General features: G+C 58.8%; 13 protein-coding genes and 1 tRNA gene. 7 read left to right on the forward strand and 7 right to left on the reverse strand.

The genetic code is table 11. The features are described 5' to 3' along the window. The first annotated feature begins 153 nt into the window (after positions 1 to 153). Complete coding sequence (locus Z945_RS0115060; RefSeq protein ID WP_025052929.1) at positions 154 to 423, forward strand: usg protein; 270 nt, start codon at positions 154 to 156, stop codon at positions 421 to 423. Between the two features lie 83 nt (positions 424 to 506). Beyond that, a complete protein-coding gene (locus tag Z945_RS0115065; protein WP_025052930.1) occupies positions 507 to 1,571 on the forward strand; it encodes a DUF2855 family protein in 1,065 nt (354 codons plus the stop codon). A gap of 16 nt (positions 1,572 to 1,587) precedes the next feature. Here Z945_RS0115065 and Z945_RS0115070 read toward each other — a convergent pair whose 3' ends face one another. Then, positions 1,588 to 2,538 (reverse strand): radical SAM protein, encoded by a 951-nt coding sequence (locus tag Z945_RS0115070; RefSeq protein ID WP_025052931.1) that lies wholly within the window; start codon positions 2,536 to 2,538, stop codon positions 1,588 to 1,590. A gap of 229 nt (positions 2,539 to 2,767) precedes the next feature. On the opposite strand from Z945_RS0115070, the gene zwf reads away from it, so the two are divergent. The 3 genes from zwf to pgi are packed head-to-tail and all read left to right on the forward strand — an operon-like array spanning position 2,768 to position 6,491. Beyond that, a complete protein-coding gene (zwf, locus tag Z945_RS0115075; RefSeq protein WP_025052932.1) occupies positions 2,768 to 4,234 on the forward strand; it encodes a glucose-6-phosphate dehydrogenase in 1,467 nt (488 codons plus the stop codon). After that, positions 4,231 to 4,902: a 6-phosphogluconolactonase gene (gene pgl, locus Z945_RS0115080; protein ID WP_025052933.1), complete on the forward strand. Its 672-nt coding sequence runs from the start codon at positions 4,231 to 4,233 to the stop codon at positions 4,900 to 4,902. The genes zwf and pgl overlap by 4 nt, the downstream gene beginning before the upstream one ends. Beyond that, on the forward strand, positions 4,899 to 6,491 hold the full coding sequence (gene pgi / locus Z945_RS0115085; protein ID WP_152541134.1) for a glucose-6-phosphate isomerase: 1,593 nt from the start codon (positions 4,899 to 4,901) through the stop codon (positions 6,489 to 6,491). Before pgl ends, pgi begins: the two co-directional genes overlap by 4 nt. Positions 6,492 to 6,494: 3 nt before the next feature. Here pgi and Z945_RS0115090 read toward each other — a convergent pair whose 3' ends face one another. Continuing rightward, on the reverse strand, positions 6,495 to 6,941 hold the full coding sequence (locus Z945_RS0115090) for a GNAT family N-acetyltransferase (RefSeq protein ID WP_025052935.1): 447 nt from the start codon (positions 6,939 to 6,941) through the stop codon (positions 6,495 to 6,497). Between the two features lie 4 nt (positions 6,942 to 6,945). Continuing rightward, positions 6,946 to 7,428: an acyl-CoA thioesterase gene (locus Z945_RS0115095; protein ID WP_025052936.1), complete on the reverse strand. Its 483-nt coding sequence runs from the start codon at positions 7,426 to 7,428 to the stop codon at positions 6,946 to 6,948. A 120-nt stretch (positions 7,429 to 7,548) separates the two neighbouring features. Between Z945_RS0115095 and Z945_RS0115100 the strand changes: the two genes are divergently transcribed. Then, the gene (locus Z945_RS0115100; protein ID WP_025052937.1) at positions 7,549 to 9,168 is read left to right on the forward strand and encodes a long-chain-fatty-acid--CoA ligase; all 1,620 of its coding nucleotides are present in this window, start codon (positions 7,549 to 7,551) and stop codon (positions 9,166 to 9,168) included. An 82-nt stretch (positions 9,169 to 9,250) separates the two neighbouring features. Beyond that, entirely contained in the window at positions 9,251 to 10,156 is a 906-nt protein-coding gene (locus Z945_RS0115105; protein WP_025052938.1) for a DMT family transporter, read from the forward strand. 12 nt (positions 10,157 to 10,168) lie between these two features. Here the strand turns inward: Z945_RS0115105 and Z945_RS0115110 are convergent. From Z945_RS0115110 to speB, 4 genes are all read right to left on the reverse strand, one after another. Next, positions 10,169 to 10,242: transfer RNA gene (locus Z945_RS0115110), tRNA-Gly, on the reverse strand. A 38-nt stretch (positions 10,243 to 10,280) separates the two neighbouring features. Next, positions 10,281 to 11,129, reverse strand: a complete 849-nt coding sequence (locus tag Z945_RS0115115; protein ID WP_025052939.1) for a class I SAM-dependent methyltransferase — start codon at positions 11,127 to 11,129, stop codon at positions 10,281 to 10,283. After that, a complete protein-coding gene (locus tag Z945_RS0115120; protein WP_025052940.1) occupies positions 11,126 to 13,174 on the reverse strand; it encodes an ASKHA domain-containing protein in 2,049 nt (682 codons plus the stop codon). Before Z945_RS0115120 ends, Z945_RS0115115 begins: the two co-directional genes overlap by 4 nt. Before the next feature lie 150 nt (positions 13,175 to 13,324). Continuing rightward, the gene (gene speB, locus Z945_RS0115125; RefSeq protein ID WP_025052941.1) at positions 13,325 to 14,284 is read right to left on the reverse strand and encodes an agmatinase; all 960 of its coding nucleotides are present in this window, start codon (positions 14,282 to 14,284) and stop codon (positions 13,325 to 13,327) included. Positions 14,285 to 14,381: the final 97 nt, after the last annotated feature.

Genomic DNA, 14,381 nt, shown 5'->3' on the forward strand with positions numbered 1-14,381 from the left:
GTGGAAATATATAGCAGAGACCGAAGATCAGGTGCAATGCCTGTGGCAGGCTTGCATCGGTCAATTGCCCCGCTTGGGGCCAACATTCTGTTTTTATTGAAAAGTAAATGTTTTGTGACAGGCTGGAGGTACAGCAGCAAAAAGGAGGTTGAAATGACCCCATCCGAAACTGAGTTGATGCTCAAGGGCTACGGGCTGACGACGGCAGAGATTTTCTATCACATGCCTGATTACACCCATGTTCTGAACAGCTATATCTGGCAGGAATATGATTTGGCACCGGATCATCCAAAGCTTTTTGAATTTGTGGAGTTTTGGCAAAGCAAGCTGGATGGCCCCTTGCATTCGGTGCGCTTTACCCATCGCAAAATGCTGAAGTCCGGCGAATGGACAAACCAGGTGGGTGAATTCACCCTGCACTGACTGCCGCAACGTCGGATGATTTTCTGCAAGCGTCGCGCCCCGCGATCAGGCTAGTCTTTGGCCAAACAGGCGGGGAGGCCGAGATGCAACAGATTTTGACCACACAGAAGAAGATCACCGAAACTCAGATGAATGAGGCAGCGGCTGACACGCTGGCACCGGGTCAGGCCCGACTTGCGCTTGAGAGCTTTGCGTTGACCGCCAACAATGTCACCTATGCGGCGTCGGGTTTCGCCATCGGCTATTGGCAGTTCTTTCCCACAGGGATCGAGGGTCAGGGCATTGTGCCGGTTTGGGGCATTGCCAAGGTTGTCGAAAGTCAGGCAGACAACCTTGCGGTCGGGACGCGGCTTTACGGCTTTTATCCGATGGCCGAAGAATTGCTGATCACGCCGCAGGTCTCGTCGCGGGGCAACGTCACCGACGTGGTGGCGCACCGGCGCGATCTGCCAGCGGTCTATAACAGCTACATTCCCGTTGGCGACACCACACCGGATCAAGACCACCTTCGGGCCTTGTTACAACCGCTGTTGGCCACGTCATTCCTGTTGTCCGATTGGCTGGAGGACAATGCATACTTCGGAGCCGAGCAGATCGTAATCGGCAGCGCTTCATCAAAAACGGGGCTAGGGTTGTGCAAATATCTGGCCGAGACAAAGAACCGCGATTTCTCCATTGTCGGCCTGACGTCAGAGGGGAACCTCAGTTTCGTCGAAGAACTGGGGGCCTGTGATCAGGTGCTGAGCTATGAGCAGATCAGCGATCTTGCGCTGCTGCCTTCGGTCTATGTGGATATGTCCGGCAATGCGCAGGTCAAGGCGGCGCTGCACAGTCATCTGGCCTCGCATTTGAAACACTCCGCCGCCGTGGGGATCAGCCATTGGGACGCATTCAACCCTTCACAGGCGCTTGATGGGGTAAAGCCGGAATTCTTCTTTGCACCCGCACAGATTGCCAAGCGCCGCGATGATTGGGGACCGGGCGAGATTGACCGCCGTATCGGGGAAGCCTTTATGCGTCTGGCAGATGAAGCGTCTGATTGGCTGACAGTGCAGGTACATCAGGGGTTAGGTGCCGCCCCAGCGGTCTATGCAGCACTCGCCGAAGGCCGCTCCGACCCGCGCGAGGGCCATATCATCCGGCTGTGATCCGGTTCTGCCGGGCTTAGGCGGAACAACTGGCACCGCCGAGTACGCAGAACTTTGCACAATGCGGATGATTGAGGGCAACGTCGCGCTCGGCCTCCGCGAGTGTCTCGCCCAGCTCAAACTCGGGCGAGTAGGGCAAGAGCGTACACGCCAGCACGGCAGGCTTAGCCGCACCTTTGCGTTTGACCACCATCCGGGACGACGAACACATCACCGCATCCGGTGATTTATCAAGGATGCCCCAGCAGGCCGTTGTGATTTCGGGCACTTCGACGTTCTCGTCCATCTCGGGGAACAATACGGTCATGCCAGGATTGAAGGCATCAATGTCAAAGCTGTATTCAGCATAGAAAGCCGCATAGCCTGCGCGGCTTTCTGCATCGCTGTCACCGAATACGGACCGGCCCGCGACGGCCATGCGAAATCCGTTGTCGCGCAGCCATGTCATGCCCTCGAGCGTTTTGGCAAAGGATCCTGCACCGCGCTCTGCATCATGCAGTTCGGCACGGTGGTGATCGACCGATATGCGCAGGGTCAGCTTGCCCGGATAGGCCTCGTTCAGGCGCACGAGCCCTGATTTCATGGACCTGCGCATCATCGGACGCATGGCATTGGTCAGCACCAATACGTCATAGCCCCGCGCCAGAGAGGTCTCCAGGATGTCGATCATCTGGGGGTTCATGAAAGGCTCGCCACCGGTAAATGCAATCTCGGTCACGGGCCAATCGCGGGCGGTCAGTTGATCCAGATAATCGCGCACCTCATCGGCTGTGATATAGACCAAAGCGTCATTGCTGGGGCTGGATACGATATAGCAGTTCACACATTCGATGTTACAAAGCGTGCCGGTATTGAACCACAGCGTCTCGGGTTTGGTCAGCGCAACAGTGGCCCGCGCTTCACCCTTGGCCGTGGTGAATGGATCGCAAAATTTGCCCGCATTTGCGCCTGTGTCCATATCTTTCATACCTGCTCCTCACCTTCGAAATTCAGCCTGTGAAAAACCTTGTCTCACGCCAAATGATGTTGTCCACTGGCTACGGTATCGGCTTGGGTTTGAAAAGAGCAGGTGCTGTCCGGGCACAGTCTTGTGAAGATGGACTATTTGCCGTGGTATAGCTATGGTAGCGCTAACATAGCAGAGATTCGATGGAAGCGGGGAAAAGATGACCATATTACAGGACAGTATGCCGCGTATGGTGTCGCGGGTTATCCCGGTCGATCCGTTCGATTTGGTGATTTTTGGCGGCACCGGTGATCTGGCGCGGCGCAAGATTCTGCCGGGGCTGTTTCGCCGCTTTATCGCAGGGCAGATGCCCGCCGGCGCAAGGATCATCGCAGCCGCCCGTACTGAGATGGACGATGACGGTTACCGCGAGATGATTGCCGAGGCGATCACCGAGTTCGGGGGGCTCAAAAACATTCCCGAAGACAAGCTAACAGCCTTTCTGGCGCAATTGTCCTACGTGACCATCGACGCCAAAGGCACCGACGGCTGGGCCGCGCTGCAAGAGTTGATGAAGGGCACCGACCGGGTTGAGGCTTACTATTTCTCCGTTTCGCCCGCGCTGTTCGGCGATCTGGCAGAGCGGTTGCAGCAATGGGGCATGGCCGACAAGGACGCACGGATTGTGGTCGAGAAACCCTTTGGTCGCGATCTTGAAACGGCAAAGACGCTGAACGCCACGCTCGCCACCTACTTTGACGAAAGCCAGATTTACCGCATCGACCACTATCTGGGTAAAGAGACGGTGCAGAACCTTATGGCGGTGCGCTTTGGCAATATGCTGTTCGAACCGCTGTGGAATGCCCAATACGTCGATCATATCCAGATCACTGTGGCTGAAACCGTAGGTGTCGGGGGTAGGGGCGAATATTATGACAAATCCGGTGCCATGCGCGACATGGTGCAGAACCACCTGATGCAGCTTTTGTGTCTGATCGCGATGGAGCCGCCCGCGCGGTTTGACCCCGATGCGGTACGCGACGAAAAGCTTAAAGTGATCCGGGCCCTCGATCCGGTGCTGCCCCATCACATCGCACGCGGCCAATATGATGCGGAACCCGGCAATGCCGAGGCGCAACCGAACTACCGCGACGCGGTGGGCGATCCACGCTCGAAAACCGAGAGCTTCATCGCCCTCAAGACCCACATCAGCAACTGGCGGTGGGCGGGCACCCCGTTTTACCTGCGGACGGGCAAGCGGATGTCGGCACGCTCTTCCGAGATCACGGTTGTGTTCAAGGAAACGCCGCACAGCATTTTCGCCGAGGACGCAGGCCGGCACCGCAACGTCCTGTCGATCCGTCTCCAACCGAACGAAGGCATCACCCTTGGTGTGACGATCAAGGAGCCGGGGCCGGGGGGCATGCGCCTGATTGACGTTCCGCTGGACATGAGTTTCGCCGAAGCTTTGGGCGAAGATACAGAACAGGTAGATGCCTATGAACGGCTGATAATGGACGTGATCCGCGGCAACCAGACCCTGTTCATGCGCGGTGATGAGGTCGAGGCAGCCTGGGCCTGGACCGATCCGATTATCCAAGGCTGGGAAGCGCGCGGCGAAGTGCCCAAGTTCTACGATAGCGGCTCGGACGGGACGGTTGAATCAGGCGAGTTAATGCGTCGGGACGGGCGCGCATGGCGAGAGGTGTCCCCATGAATTTCAAATCCTACCCCGACCGCGAGATGCTGGTGCTGAACGTCGCCAATATGCTGGCGGGCGAATTGCGCAAATGTCTGGTACAGCACGACATTGCATCCTTTGCGGTGCCCGGCGGTACAACACCCGCGCCCATCTTCGAGATGATGCGTGATGCGGAACTGGACTGGCCGCGCGTGCATGTGATGCTGACGGACGAACGTTGGGTGCCCGAAGATCATGACGCCTCCAACACCCGTTTGGTGAAGACACATCTGTTGCAGGACCGCGCCGCACAGGCATCCTTTGTGCCCTATTACCGAGCAGGCAAATCCGCCGAAGAAGGCTGTGCCGAGGTATCGCAAACGCTGAGCGGTGAACTGCCGCTGTCGCTGTTGGTGCTAGGCATGGGGGCCGATATGCACACCGCGTCGTTGTTTCCGGGGGCCAAAGGCACAGCCGCTGCGCTGGACGCAAACGCGCCGCTACTTTGTCCCGTGCACCCCGACACCACCGAGACCGCCCGCGTCACGCTGCCCGCGCATGTGCTCGAAGGCGCGATGTCCACGCATGTTGTGATATTCGGTGATGAAAAACGCGCAGCCGTGGAACGCGCACAGACCTTGCCGCCCGAAGAGGCACCGATTGCAACGGTGCTGGGCAATGCAACAGTACATTGGGCCGCATGATGGATATCTGGAACACACTCAAAAGCCGCCACGCCGCCATCGCAGACCGCCCGCTGCTGGCTTTGTTCGAAGACGAGGCCCGTGCGGCAGACTTCACCGTCAGCACACAGGACATGGCGCTGGATTATGCGAAAACCAACATCGACCGCGACACCCGCGCCGATCTGATCGCCTTGACCGAGGCCGCGGGGCTGGCGGACAAACGCGAAGCGATGTTCCGGGGTGAGCCGATCAACGAGACCGAAGGGCGCGCGGTGTTGCACACAGCGCTGCGCAATCTCGACGGTGCACCTGTGATCGTAGAGGGCGAAGACGTAATGCCCGGCATCCGCGTGACCCTGTCGCGGATGCGCAAATTCGCGGACCAAATCCGCTCCAGCGCAATCACTGACGTGGTCAACATCGGCATCGGCGGCTCGGACCTTGGGCCAGCGATGGCTGTTGCGGCTCTTGCTCCGTATCACGACGGGCCGCACTGCCATTTTGTGTCGAATGTGGATGGCGCCCATATCGCCGACACGCTGCGGGGATTGGATGCGAAAACCACGCTGGTGATCGTCGCCTCCAAGACCTTTACCACCATCGAAACCATGACCAACGCCCGCACCGCCCGCGCCTGGATGATGGACCACGGAGGTGATCCCAAAACGCAATTTGCCGCCCTCAGCACAGCAGAAAACAAGACAGCGGATTTTGGCATCGATCCTGAACAGGTCTTCGGGTTCGAGGATTGGGTCGGCGGGCGCTACTCGGTCTGGGGGCCGATTGGCCTGTCGCTGATGATCGCCATCGGCCCCGACGGGTTTGACGCCTTCCTGCGCGGGGCGCAGGCAATGGACACACACTTCCGCGCGGCGGAGCCGCTGGAGAACATGCCGGTTATGCTGGCACTTGTGGGACTGTGGCACAACCAGATCTGCGGCTATGCCAGTCGCGCGGTGCTGCCTTATGACCAGCGGCTTTCATTGCTCCCCTCTTACCTGCAACAGCTTGAGATGGAATCGAACGGCAAAAGCGTGCAGATGGACGGCAGCGCCACCGAACACCACACCGGACCGGTGGTCTGGGGCGCTGCAGGCACCAACGGGCAGCACGCGTTTTATCAGCTGATCCACCAAGGCACACGGGTGATTCCCTGTGACTTCATGGTCGCCGCCAACGGGCACGAGCCTGACCTCGCGCATCACCATCATTTGCTGGTAGCTAATTGTCTGGCGCAATCAGAGGCTTTGATGCAAGGCCGCTCACTGGTGCAGGCGCGCAAGTTGATGGCTGCCAAAGGACTGGAAGGCGACGAACTGGAGCGCCAAGCGGCGCACAGGGTGTTTCCGGGCAACCGGCCTTCGACAACCTTGGTCTACGAACGGCTCGATCCCTACACGCTGGGCCAGATCATCGCCCTTTATGAACACCGCGTTTTTGTCGAAGGGGTGATCCTTGGGATCAATTCCTATGACCAATGGGGCGTGGAGCTGGGCAAGGAGTTGGCGACATCTCTGCAGCCCGTGGTCGAAGGGACGGAGAGCGCGCGAGGCAAGGACGGTTCAACCGCGGCGCTTGTGGATTATCTGATCCGCCACCGCGACTAGGCACTAAAGCCTGATGTCATAGGTGATCCACATCGTCCGGGTCGCCACTTTGTCATAAAGCCCGCGGCCCCGGTAATTGTCGTCGGCGGTGATCCAGCGCACCTTGGCCCAGCCCTTTTGCCGGCCCATCTCGACCACCGCGTCGATCAGCGCCCTTGCGGCGCCAGAGCCACGGGACGCAGAATCGACAAAGAGATCGTCCAGAAACCCTTGCTCCACAGCCATCAGGCAACTGACAAAGGGACGGTAATGGGTCAGTCCGATCAGCGTGCCCTCACCATCCACGGCGACAAAGCCATTGCTGCTATGGCTCTCGTCCATCAGCCACCCCCAGACCGTATCGCGCATCTGCGGCGTCTGGTCGACTTTGTAAAAGTCTGCATAGCCCTGATAGAGCACGTCCCATGCGCTTCGGTCTTCGGCTTTGACAGGTCTGATGCTCACACTCATGGTCTTATCCTTCGTACTTGGCCCCATCCACCGTCTCGAACCGCTGACGGATGGAATCGGGGATGGGAAATTTCTCAGGTCCGTTCGGATGCAGCAGGACCATCACACATTCAAATGTCGCGCGCAGCGTACCACCGGACCAAATCTGTTGATCCAGCGTGTATGAGGTGTTGCGAAAGGCTTTGCAGCGACAGGTGGCAATGTAATCCTCATCCATCTTAACTTCCTCGCGGAAATGCACTGTTCCCGACCGGATCACTGTGCGCGGCATGTTCGACGCATGATCCACCGGCGACAGACCCCAAACCTGTCCATAGCGTACGCGCAGGCGCTCGAACCATTCCATATAGACCTTGTTGTTCACATGCTTCAGCACATCCAGTTCGGAATAGCGGACGCGGTCGGCGATGGCGTAGGGCTGCACCGGATCGACCCCCGCAACCGCCTGTTGGGCCGGGCTGAGGGGCGTAAGATAAACAAGGCTCACGAAAAACTCCTTTGAAACGGCAGGGTTGTGCCGCACGATGACGTTAGGTTCATCACCTGCCGCTTGCAAGAGCCAGCGGCATTGTCCAATCTACGCGAAAATATCCCGGAGGAGGACCACATGCTTGGCCAGATGATGTCGCAACCGCTGTTGATTTCCAGCCTGATTGCCCACACCGAACGCTACCATTCAGGTGCAGAGATCTATTCCGTCAACACCGGCGGCGGAGTCGAGGAGACCACATGGGGGCAGGTGGGTAAAAACGCCCGCAAACTCGCCTCGGCGCTGACCAAGCTGGGGTTGGAGCCACAGGCACGTTGCGGCACGATTGCCTGGAACAACCGCCGCCACCTTGAAATCTATTTCGGCGCGCCGGGCGCAGGGTTTGTCTGCCACACGATCAACCCGCGCCTGTTCCCCGAGCAGCTGGTTTATATCCTGAACCACGCCGAGGATAAGGTGCTGTTTATCGACGCCACATTTGTGCCCTTGGTCGCCGCGATCCGCGACAAACTTGAGCATCTCGACCACATCGTGTTGATGGAAGCCGAGGTCGGCGATGCGGGCGACAAGCTGCCGGGCATCATGGCCTATGAGGATCTGCTTGCTACCGGTGATGAAGAGTATGTCTGGCCGGAAATGGATGAATTCACCGCTTCAAGCCTTTGTTATACATCAGGAACCACTGGAAATCCCAAAGGCGTTCTCTATTCCCACCGCTCCACCGTGCTGCATTCCTTTGGCGTCAATATGACCGACAGCATCGGCATTTCTGCCGCCGATGTCGTCCTGCCCGTGGTGCCGATGTTCCACGTCAATGCATGGGGCGCGCCCTATGCCTGCGCGATGAGCGGCTCCAGGATGGTGATGCCCGGACCAGGGCTGGACGGTCCGTCGCTCGTGGGTTTGATCGACACCTACAAGGTTTCGATTGCGCTTGGGGTGCCGACCATCTGGCTTGGCCTGTTGGGTGAGGCCAAAAAGATCGGCTCCAAACTGGAAAGCCTGCACCGCACGGTCGTTGGTGGCTCGGCCTGTCCGCCCTCGATGATCACTGCCTTCCGCGAGGAATACGGCGTTGACACGGTTCACGCCTGGGGCATGACGGAAATGTCGCCCTTGGGGTCGGTGAACAAGCCGCTGGCCAAGCACCTTGAACTTCCGCAGGACGAACAGCATCGCCTGCGCGAAAACCAGGGGCGCCCGGTGTTCGGGGTCGAGCTTGAAATCCTTGATGATGACGGCAATCCACTGCCGCATGACGGCAAGGCGCAGGGCGATCTGGTCACACGCGGCCATTGGATTTTGGATGCCTATTTCCGCTCCACCACCGAAGAGACGCTGACAAACGGCTGGTTCGACACGGGCGACGTGGCCACGATGGACCCTGATGGCTATGTCACAATCAAAGACAGGTCGAAGGACATCATCAAATCGGGCGGCGAATGGATTTCCTCGGTTGAGCTGGAAAACATCGCTATCGCCCATCCAAAGCTCGCAGACGCAGCCGTTATCGGTGCCCGCCACGAAAAATGGGACGAACGCCCCATTCTGGTCGCCGTGAAGCGCGAAGGCGAGGAGCCGTCCGAAGAAGATGTTCTGAGCATTTTCGAGGGCAAGATCGCCAAATGGCAGGTGCCGGACCGTGTGGTCTTTACCGACGTGTTGCCGCGCAATGCGACAGGCAAGGTCTTGAAGCGGAACCTGCGCGACGAATTTGGCGAAGTCCTGATCGGGTAAGGGCAGCAGCCGCAGAACCTATTTCAGTCGGGGGCCAAGGCGCGGCCCCCGTTTCATAAATTTATTGATCGGCAAAGTTTGCATGAGCACTTCCACTTCTCCGCAATGGACCGGCTACGGTGCGGCGTGGATCATCGTTTTTGTCTGGTCTTTCTGGCTCATCGTCAGCCGCATCGCCGAAGACAGCGGCCTCACGATCTATGATCTGGCCGCGCTGCGCTATGGGCTGGCCTGTGTTGTGGCCTTGCCTCTGTGCATCTACTACCGGGCCTGGGAAGGAATGAGCCTGTACCAGATTGCGGTGCTCTCTTTCATTCTGGGGCCGATCTATATTCTGTCAGTCTTTTCTGGATTCCTGTTCGCGCCGGCGGCGCACGGCGGCATTTTCATGAACGGCATTCTGCCGCTGGTGGGGATCGTCATCGGTTTTCTGCTTTACCGCGCGGTGCCGGGCCGCCGTCAGCTGGTGGGTGGCGTGCTGATCCTTGTGTCGGCGGTTGTGCTGGCATGGGACGGCAGCGCCAGCCTCGTGGCAGGCGCGTGGAAGGGCGACCTGCTGTTCGTGATCGGGGCGGTGTTCTTCTCGTTCTACATGATCCTGTCGGAACGCTGGAAACCCCGCCCGATGCAGATCATCTTTTGCGGCACAGTGGTAAATGCTGCGATCTACCTGCCGGTCTGGGTGCTTTTTCTGCCCTCCGGCATGGCGGATGCACCCGCCGGGCCATTCTGGCTGCAGGCCATCTATCAAGGTTTCGTGCCCAACCTGATCGGCTTGCTGTTTGTGGCCCATGCGTCGCGGACTATTGGCAATGGCAACACCGCTGTGATCCTCGCCGCCGTGCCTGCGGGTGGGGCCGTCTTGGGCGCAATACTCCTCGGTGAAACGCTGGGTTGGATCAGCATCACCGCGCTGGCACTTCTGACGCTGGGCCTGTTGATCGCCACGCAAAGGCGCAAGCCAGTGATCCCGCCATCGGTTGTCTAAGGTTGGGATTTCTGGAGCGGGTAACGAGAATCGAACTCGTAACTAAAGCTTGGGAAGCTGCCGTGATACCTTTTCACCATACCCGCTCAAGGTTTGTCTGGGATATGAGGTGCGGCTTAGCCCGTCAAGCGGGTTTGGTGGCGATGAAGAAATTGATGCTAGCCGGAATGCGGACACCCTCGGCGGTCTGATAGGGCAAGAGCGCCTCTGTCAGGGCATCCAGCAATGCGCTTCGTTGCGCGGCATCCGCTTCGAAATAGTCGAGCGCACGTTGCGCCGGACCAATGTCGCAGAGCAGGTCTGCCACCTCGCGCCGCTCACCCGGCGGGGTCAAATCAAGCGCGACAACTTTTGCCGAAATATCGGTCAGCCCTGCGCGTGTCAGCATGGACACGACCCTGTCAGGGTCGCGCAGGGCAAAGGGTCCGGGTGCGTCGGGGTCTGATTTCGGCACGGGCCCCAATAGCTGCTTGGCCATGCCTGCTGGCATCGTGAAATACGGGTTGTCCGGGATCGCGCCCCATGTGGCAAAGACCATCCGCCCGCCGGAGCGTAGCGCCATCGCAATATTGTTGAACGCCGCGTTGAAGTCATCAAAGAACATCACCCCGAAGCGCGACATGACGCAATCGAACCGGCCTGCCTCAAACCTATGTGTCTGGGCATCGGCCAACTCAAAACCCACAGTATCGGTGCCGTCGCTACGCCTGCGGGCGACGTCCAGCAAGGTGGTGGAGATATCCACGCCCGTCGCCCGTCCTTTGGGACCAACCAGGCTTGCGGCTTCCAAGGTGCTGGTCCCCGCACCGCAGCCGATATCAAGCACTTGTTCACCAGTCTCAAGAGCGGCGCGGTTGAGCACGCTGTCCAACACGGGGGCCAGGGTCCGGTCCATCGCCGCCATCTGCGCAGCCCAGATCGGTCCTGCCTGATCAGACCAGAATTCGGCCTGATCAGTGTTGGGCGCACTCAAGCCCGACGCCTCCGCCTGCGGCCGCCACCCTCGGCACTTTCACCCCCGCCGCCGGTGTTGAAGGTGGCAGAGGGCAGGGTGACGATCGAATTGAGGATCGGGAAAGGCTCCACCGCGTTGGGGATGGCCGATGCATTCACGAAATGCTCCTGAAAGCGCGGCTCGATCGCGGTTTCGATCTTGTGGATGTCGCGCACGGTTTGTTCGATCTCGGCCCGCGCATCGGTATTAAGCAGGGCGATCCGCGCACCGGTGCCAGCGGCATTGCCAGCAGACGTGACCTTGTCCAACGGGCAATCTGGGATCATGCCCAGCACCATCGCGTGTTTCGTACTGATATGTGCGCCAAAGGCACCGGCGAGCACCACGCGGTCCACCTTTTCCACGCCGAATTTGTCCATCAATAGACGCGCACCGGAATAAAGCGCCGCTTTGGCCATCTGGATTTCGCGGATGTCGCGGTTCGTCACAGTAATGCGCGGTCCACCGTCGGCAGTGCCGTCATAGACCAGATAGGAATTGGTGCGCCCATCGGCAAAGACCGCCGTCGATCCTGTTTGCTCTGCCGTACCGATCAGACCAGGCGCATCGACGATGCCGTGGATGCGCATTTCGGCAACCATTTCGATGATGCCAGAGCCGCAAATGCCGGTAACGCCGGTGGTGGCGATGGCCTCTGCGAAGGCGGGATCGTCAGACCACAGATCGCTGCCGATCACTTTGAAACGTGGCAGTTTGGTGATGGCGTCAATCTCGACCCGTTCGATGGCACCGGGGGCCGCACGCTGTCCCGACGAGATTTGCGCCCCCTCGAACGCGGGACCTGTGGGGGAGGAACAGGCAAGTACTTTGTCGCGGTTGCCGAGCAAGATCTCGGCATTGGTGCCTACATCGACGATCAGTACCAGATCGTCGGATTTATCCGGTGCTTCGGACAAGGCCACGGCAGCGGCATCGGCCCCCACATGGCCCGCGATGCAAGGCAGCAGATAGACGTGGGCAGCCGGATGAATATTCAGCCCCAGATCAGAGGCCCGCAGGCGCACTTCGTTCGAGGTGGCTAGCGCAAAGGGTGCCTGACCCAGTTCAAACGGGTCAATGCCCAGAAACAAATGGTGCATCACTGGATTGCAGACAAAGACCGCGTCGACGATCAGGTCACGTTCAACATCGCCTTCCTTGGCAATCTGGGCAAAAAGCGTATTCATTCCTTCCCGTACCGCGCGGGTCATTTCTTCCGCGCCAGACGCGTTCATCATCGAATAGCTGACGCGGCTCATGAGATCTTCGCCAAAGCGGATTTGCGGATTCATCACGCCGGAGGACGCAACGACTTCTCCCGTCAGCAGATTACACAGATGCGCCGCGATGGTGGTAGAGCCCAGATCAACTGCAAGCCCATAAACCGTGCCATCATAGTACCCCGGCCAGATGTGCATCAGGCGGTTGGGGTTTTCCTCGTCGCCCAGATGTACAGCAACGGTCACTTTCCACGCGCCCTTGCGCAGCACCGGCTGCATCTTTTGCAAAAAGCCGAGGTCCGCCGAGATGTTTTCAAAGTCCCATTGGTCGCGCAGCGCGTCTTGCAACCGTTCAAAATCGCCAGAGGGATCATGCATGTCAGGCTCGGCCACTTCGACGTAGTACAGCTTGGTCGACGGGTTCAGCACAATATCGCGTGCTTCGGCGCGTTTGCGGACAACCTGTTTGTGCACTTGGCTTTCGGGCGGCACATCAATCACCACGTCGCCCTGCACGGTCGCCTGACAGCCCAGCCGGCGCCCTTCGATCAGCCCGCGCTTATCTTGATACCGCTGCTCGACGCTGTTCCATTCCGACAGAGCGCCATCACGCACTGTCACATTGTGTTTCGAGAATTCGCCATAGCTTGGGGTGATTTGGCACTTTGAACAAATACCGCGCCCGCCACAGACCGAGTCCAGATCAACGCCTAACTGTCGCGCAGCGGTCAAAATGGGCGTGCCTGCCGGAAAATACCCGCGTTTGCCAGAAGGCGTAAAGATGACAAGGGGATCAGTGCTCATTCAGATATTCCTGTGCGGCTTGGTGCCAACATAGCCACTGCACCGGCGGCGAACAGGCGATCCGCGGCAAAAAACGCCTGTAATCCGTCATTTACGGGATCATTCTTTTCATAATCATCGTGAAGTCCCGACAAACATGGCGAAACCGGCTTAAAGCTGACTGCGGGCGTGAAAGATAAACCCCAGAAAGTTCAGCAATATCTGCGCTGCAAGGATGGACGTAGAGCCGCTCGGGTCATAGTCCGGTGCCACTTCCACCAGATCAATACCCACGATCTCATGCCGCTCGGCCGCAGCCTGAAGCAGCTCTAATACCTCGTAGTAGAGAAAACCGCCGTGGGAGGGTGTGCCGGTACCGGGCGCGATGGACGGGCAAAAGGCATCAATGTCGATGGTCACATACAGCCGCGCCCCAATCGGCACATGGGCCAGTACGCCGCGCACCCCCATTTCCCGCGCTTGTCGGACCGAAATGATGTCGGAGCCCATAGCGCGGGCATCCTCATAGCCCTCTTTGGCGGTAGAGCTGACATTGCGAATGCCCACCTGCGTCAGGCCCGTGACATAGTCGCATTCCGCCGCACGCCGCATCGGGTTTCCGTGGCCGTTGCGGACCCCGTGGCGCACATCGACAAAGTCCAGATGCGCGTCGATCTGGAGTACATGAATATCTCCCTGACCTTCAAAAGCGCGGATACAGGGAATGTTGATTGAATGGTCGCCGCCGATGACAACAGGCAGGGCACCTGCGTCCAAAATCGCCCGCACGCCTTTTTCGATATTGGCGTGGCTGGCTTCAGTATCGGTATGGATGATGTCGGCATCACCGATGTCCACAATGTTCACGTCCCCGGGCAGATAGGTCACATCGTCTTCGTGATCGTAAGCGCCCGCATGGCCAAAACTGAATAGGGTAGAGGCCTCGCGCACGCCGCGTGGCCCAAAGCGTGCGCCAGCGCGATACTGCGTACCTGCGTCGAATGGCGCGCCAAGTATTGCCACATCCGCATCCAAAGCCGCCCAATCAGCCTCGTATGGCCGCTTACCATAGGTCGAAATCCCCACAAAAGGCAGGTTCAGCCGCCCTGCGTTATATCCATGATCCGCCATTTTACATCCTTTTTGCCCAAGCTTTCCCGAAACCCTGCACCGATACAAGCGCCACGCGCGACAACCCCCTTTTCATCCTGCACTGTCCGTGAAATAG

Origin of the sequence: Sulfitobacter noctilucae (assembly GCF_000622365.1) — a bacterium.
Classification (GTDB): Bacteria; Pseudomonadota; Alphaproteobacteria; order Rhodobacterales; family Rhodobacteraceae; genus Sulfitobacter; species Sulfitobacter noctilucae.

Excerpts from the sequence above, each read along its gene's own strand:
- Z945_RS0115070 (WP_025052931.1), bottom strand. The coding sequence starts at position 2,538 with ATGAAAGATATGGACACAGGCGCAAATGCGGGCAAATTTTGCGATCCA.
- Z945_RS0115060 (WP_025052929.1), top strand. The coding sequence starts at position 154 with ATGACCCCATCCGAAACTGAGTTGATGCTCAAGGGCTACGGGCTGACG.
- pgl (WP_025052933.1), top strand. The coding sequence starts at position 4,231 with ATGAATTTCAAATCCTACCCCGACCGCGAGATGCTGGTGCTGAACGTC.
- pgi (WP_152541134.1), top strand. The coding sequence starts at position 4,899 with ATGATGGATATCTGGAACACACTCAAAAGCCGCCACGCCGCCATCGCA.
- Z945_RS0115120 (WP_025052940.1), bottom strand. The coding sequence starts at position 13,174 with ATGAGCACTGATCCCCTTGTCATCTTTACGCCTTCTGGCAAACGCGGG.
- Z945_RS0115065 (WP_025052930.1), top strand. The coding sequence starts at position 507 with ATGCAACAGATTTTGACCACACAGAAGAAGATCACCGAAACTCAGATG.
- zwf (WP_025052932.1), top strand. The coding sequence starts at position 2,768 with ATGGTGTCGCGGGTTATCCCGGTCGATCCGTTCGATTTGGTGATTTTT.
- speB (WP_025052941.1), bottom strand. The coding sequence starts at position 14,284 with ATGGCGGATCATGGATATAACGCAGGGCGGCTGAACCTGCCTTTTGTG.
- Z945_RS0115105 (WP_025052938.1), top strand. The coding sequence starts at position 9,251 with ATGAGCACTTCCACTTCTCCGCAATGGACCGGCTACGGTGCGGCGTGG.
- Z945_RS0115100 (WP_025052937.1), top strand. The coding sequence starts at position 7,549 with ATGCTTGGCCAGATGATGTCGCAACCGCTGTTGATTTCCAGCCTGATT.
- Z945_RS0115090 (WP_025052935.1), bottom strand. The coding sequence starts at position 6,941 with ATGAGTGTGAGCATCAGACCTGTCAAAGCCGAAGACCGAAGCGCATGG.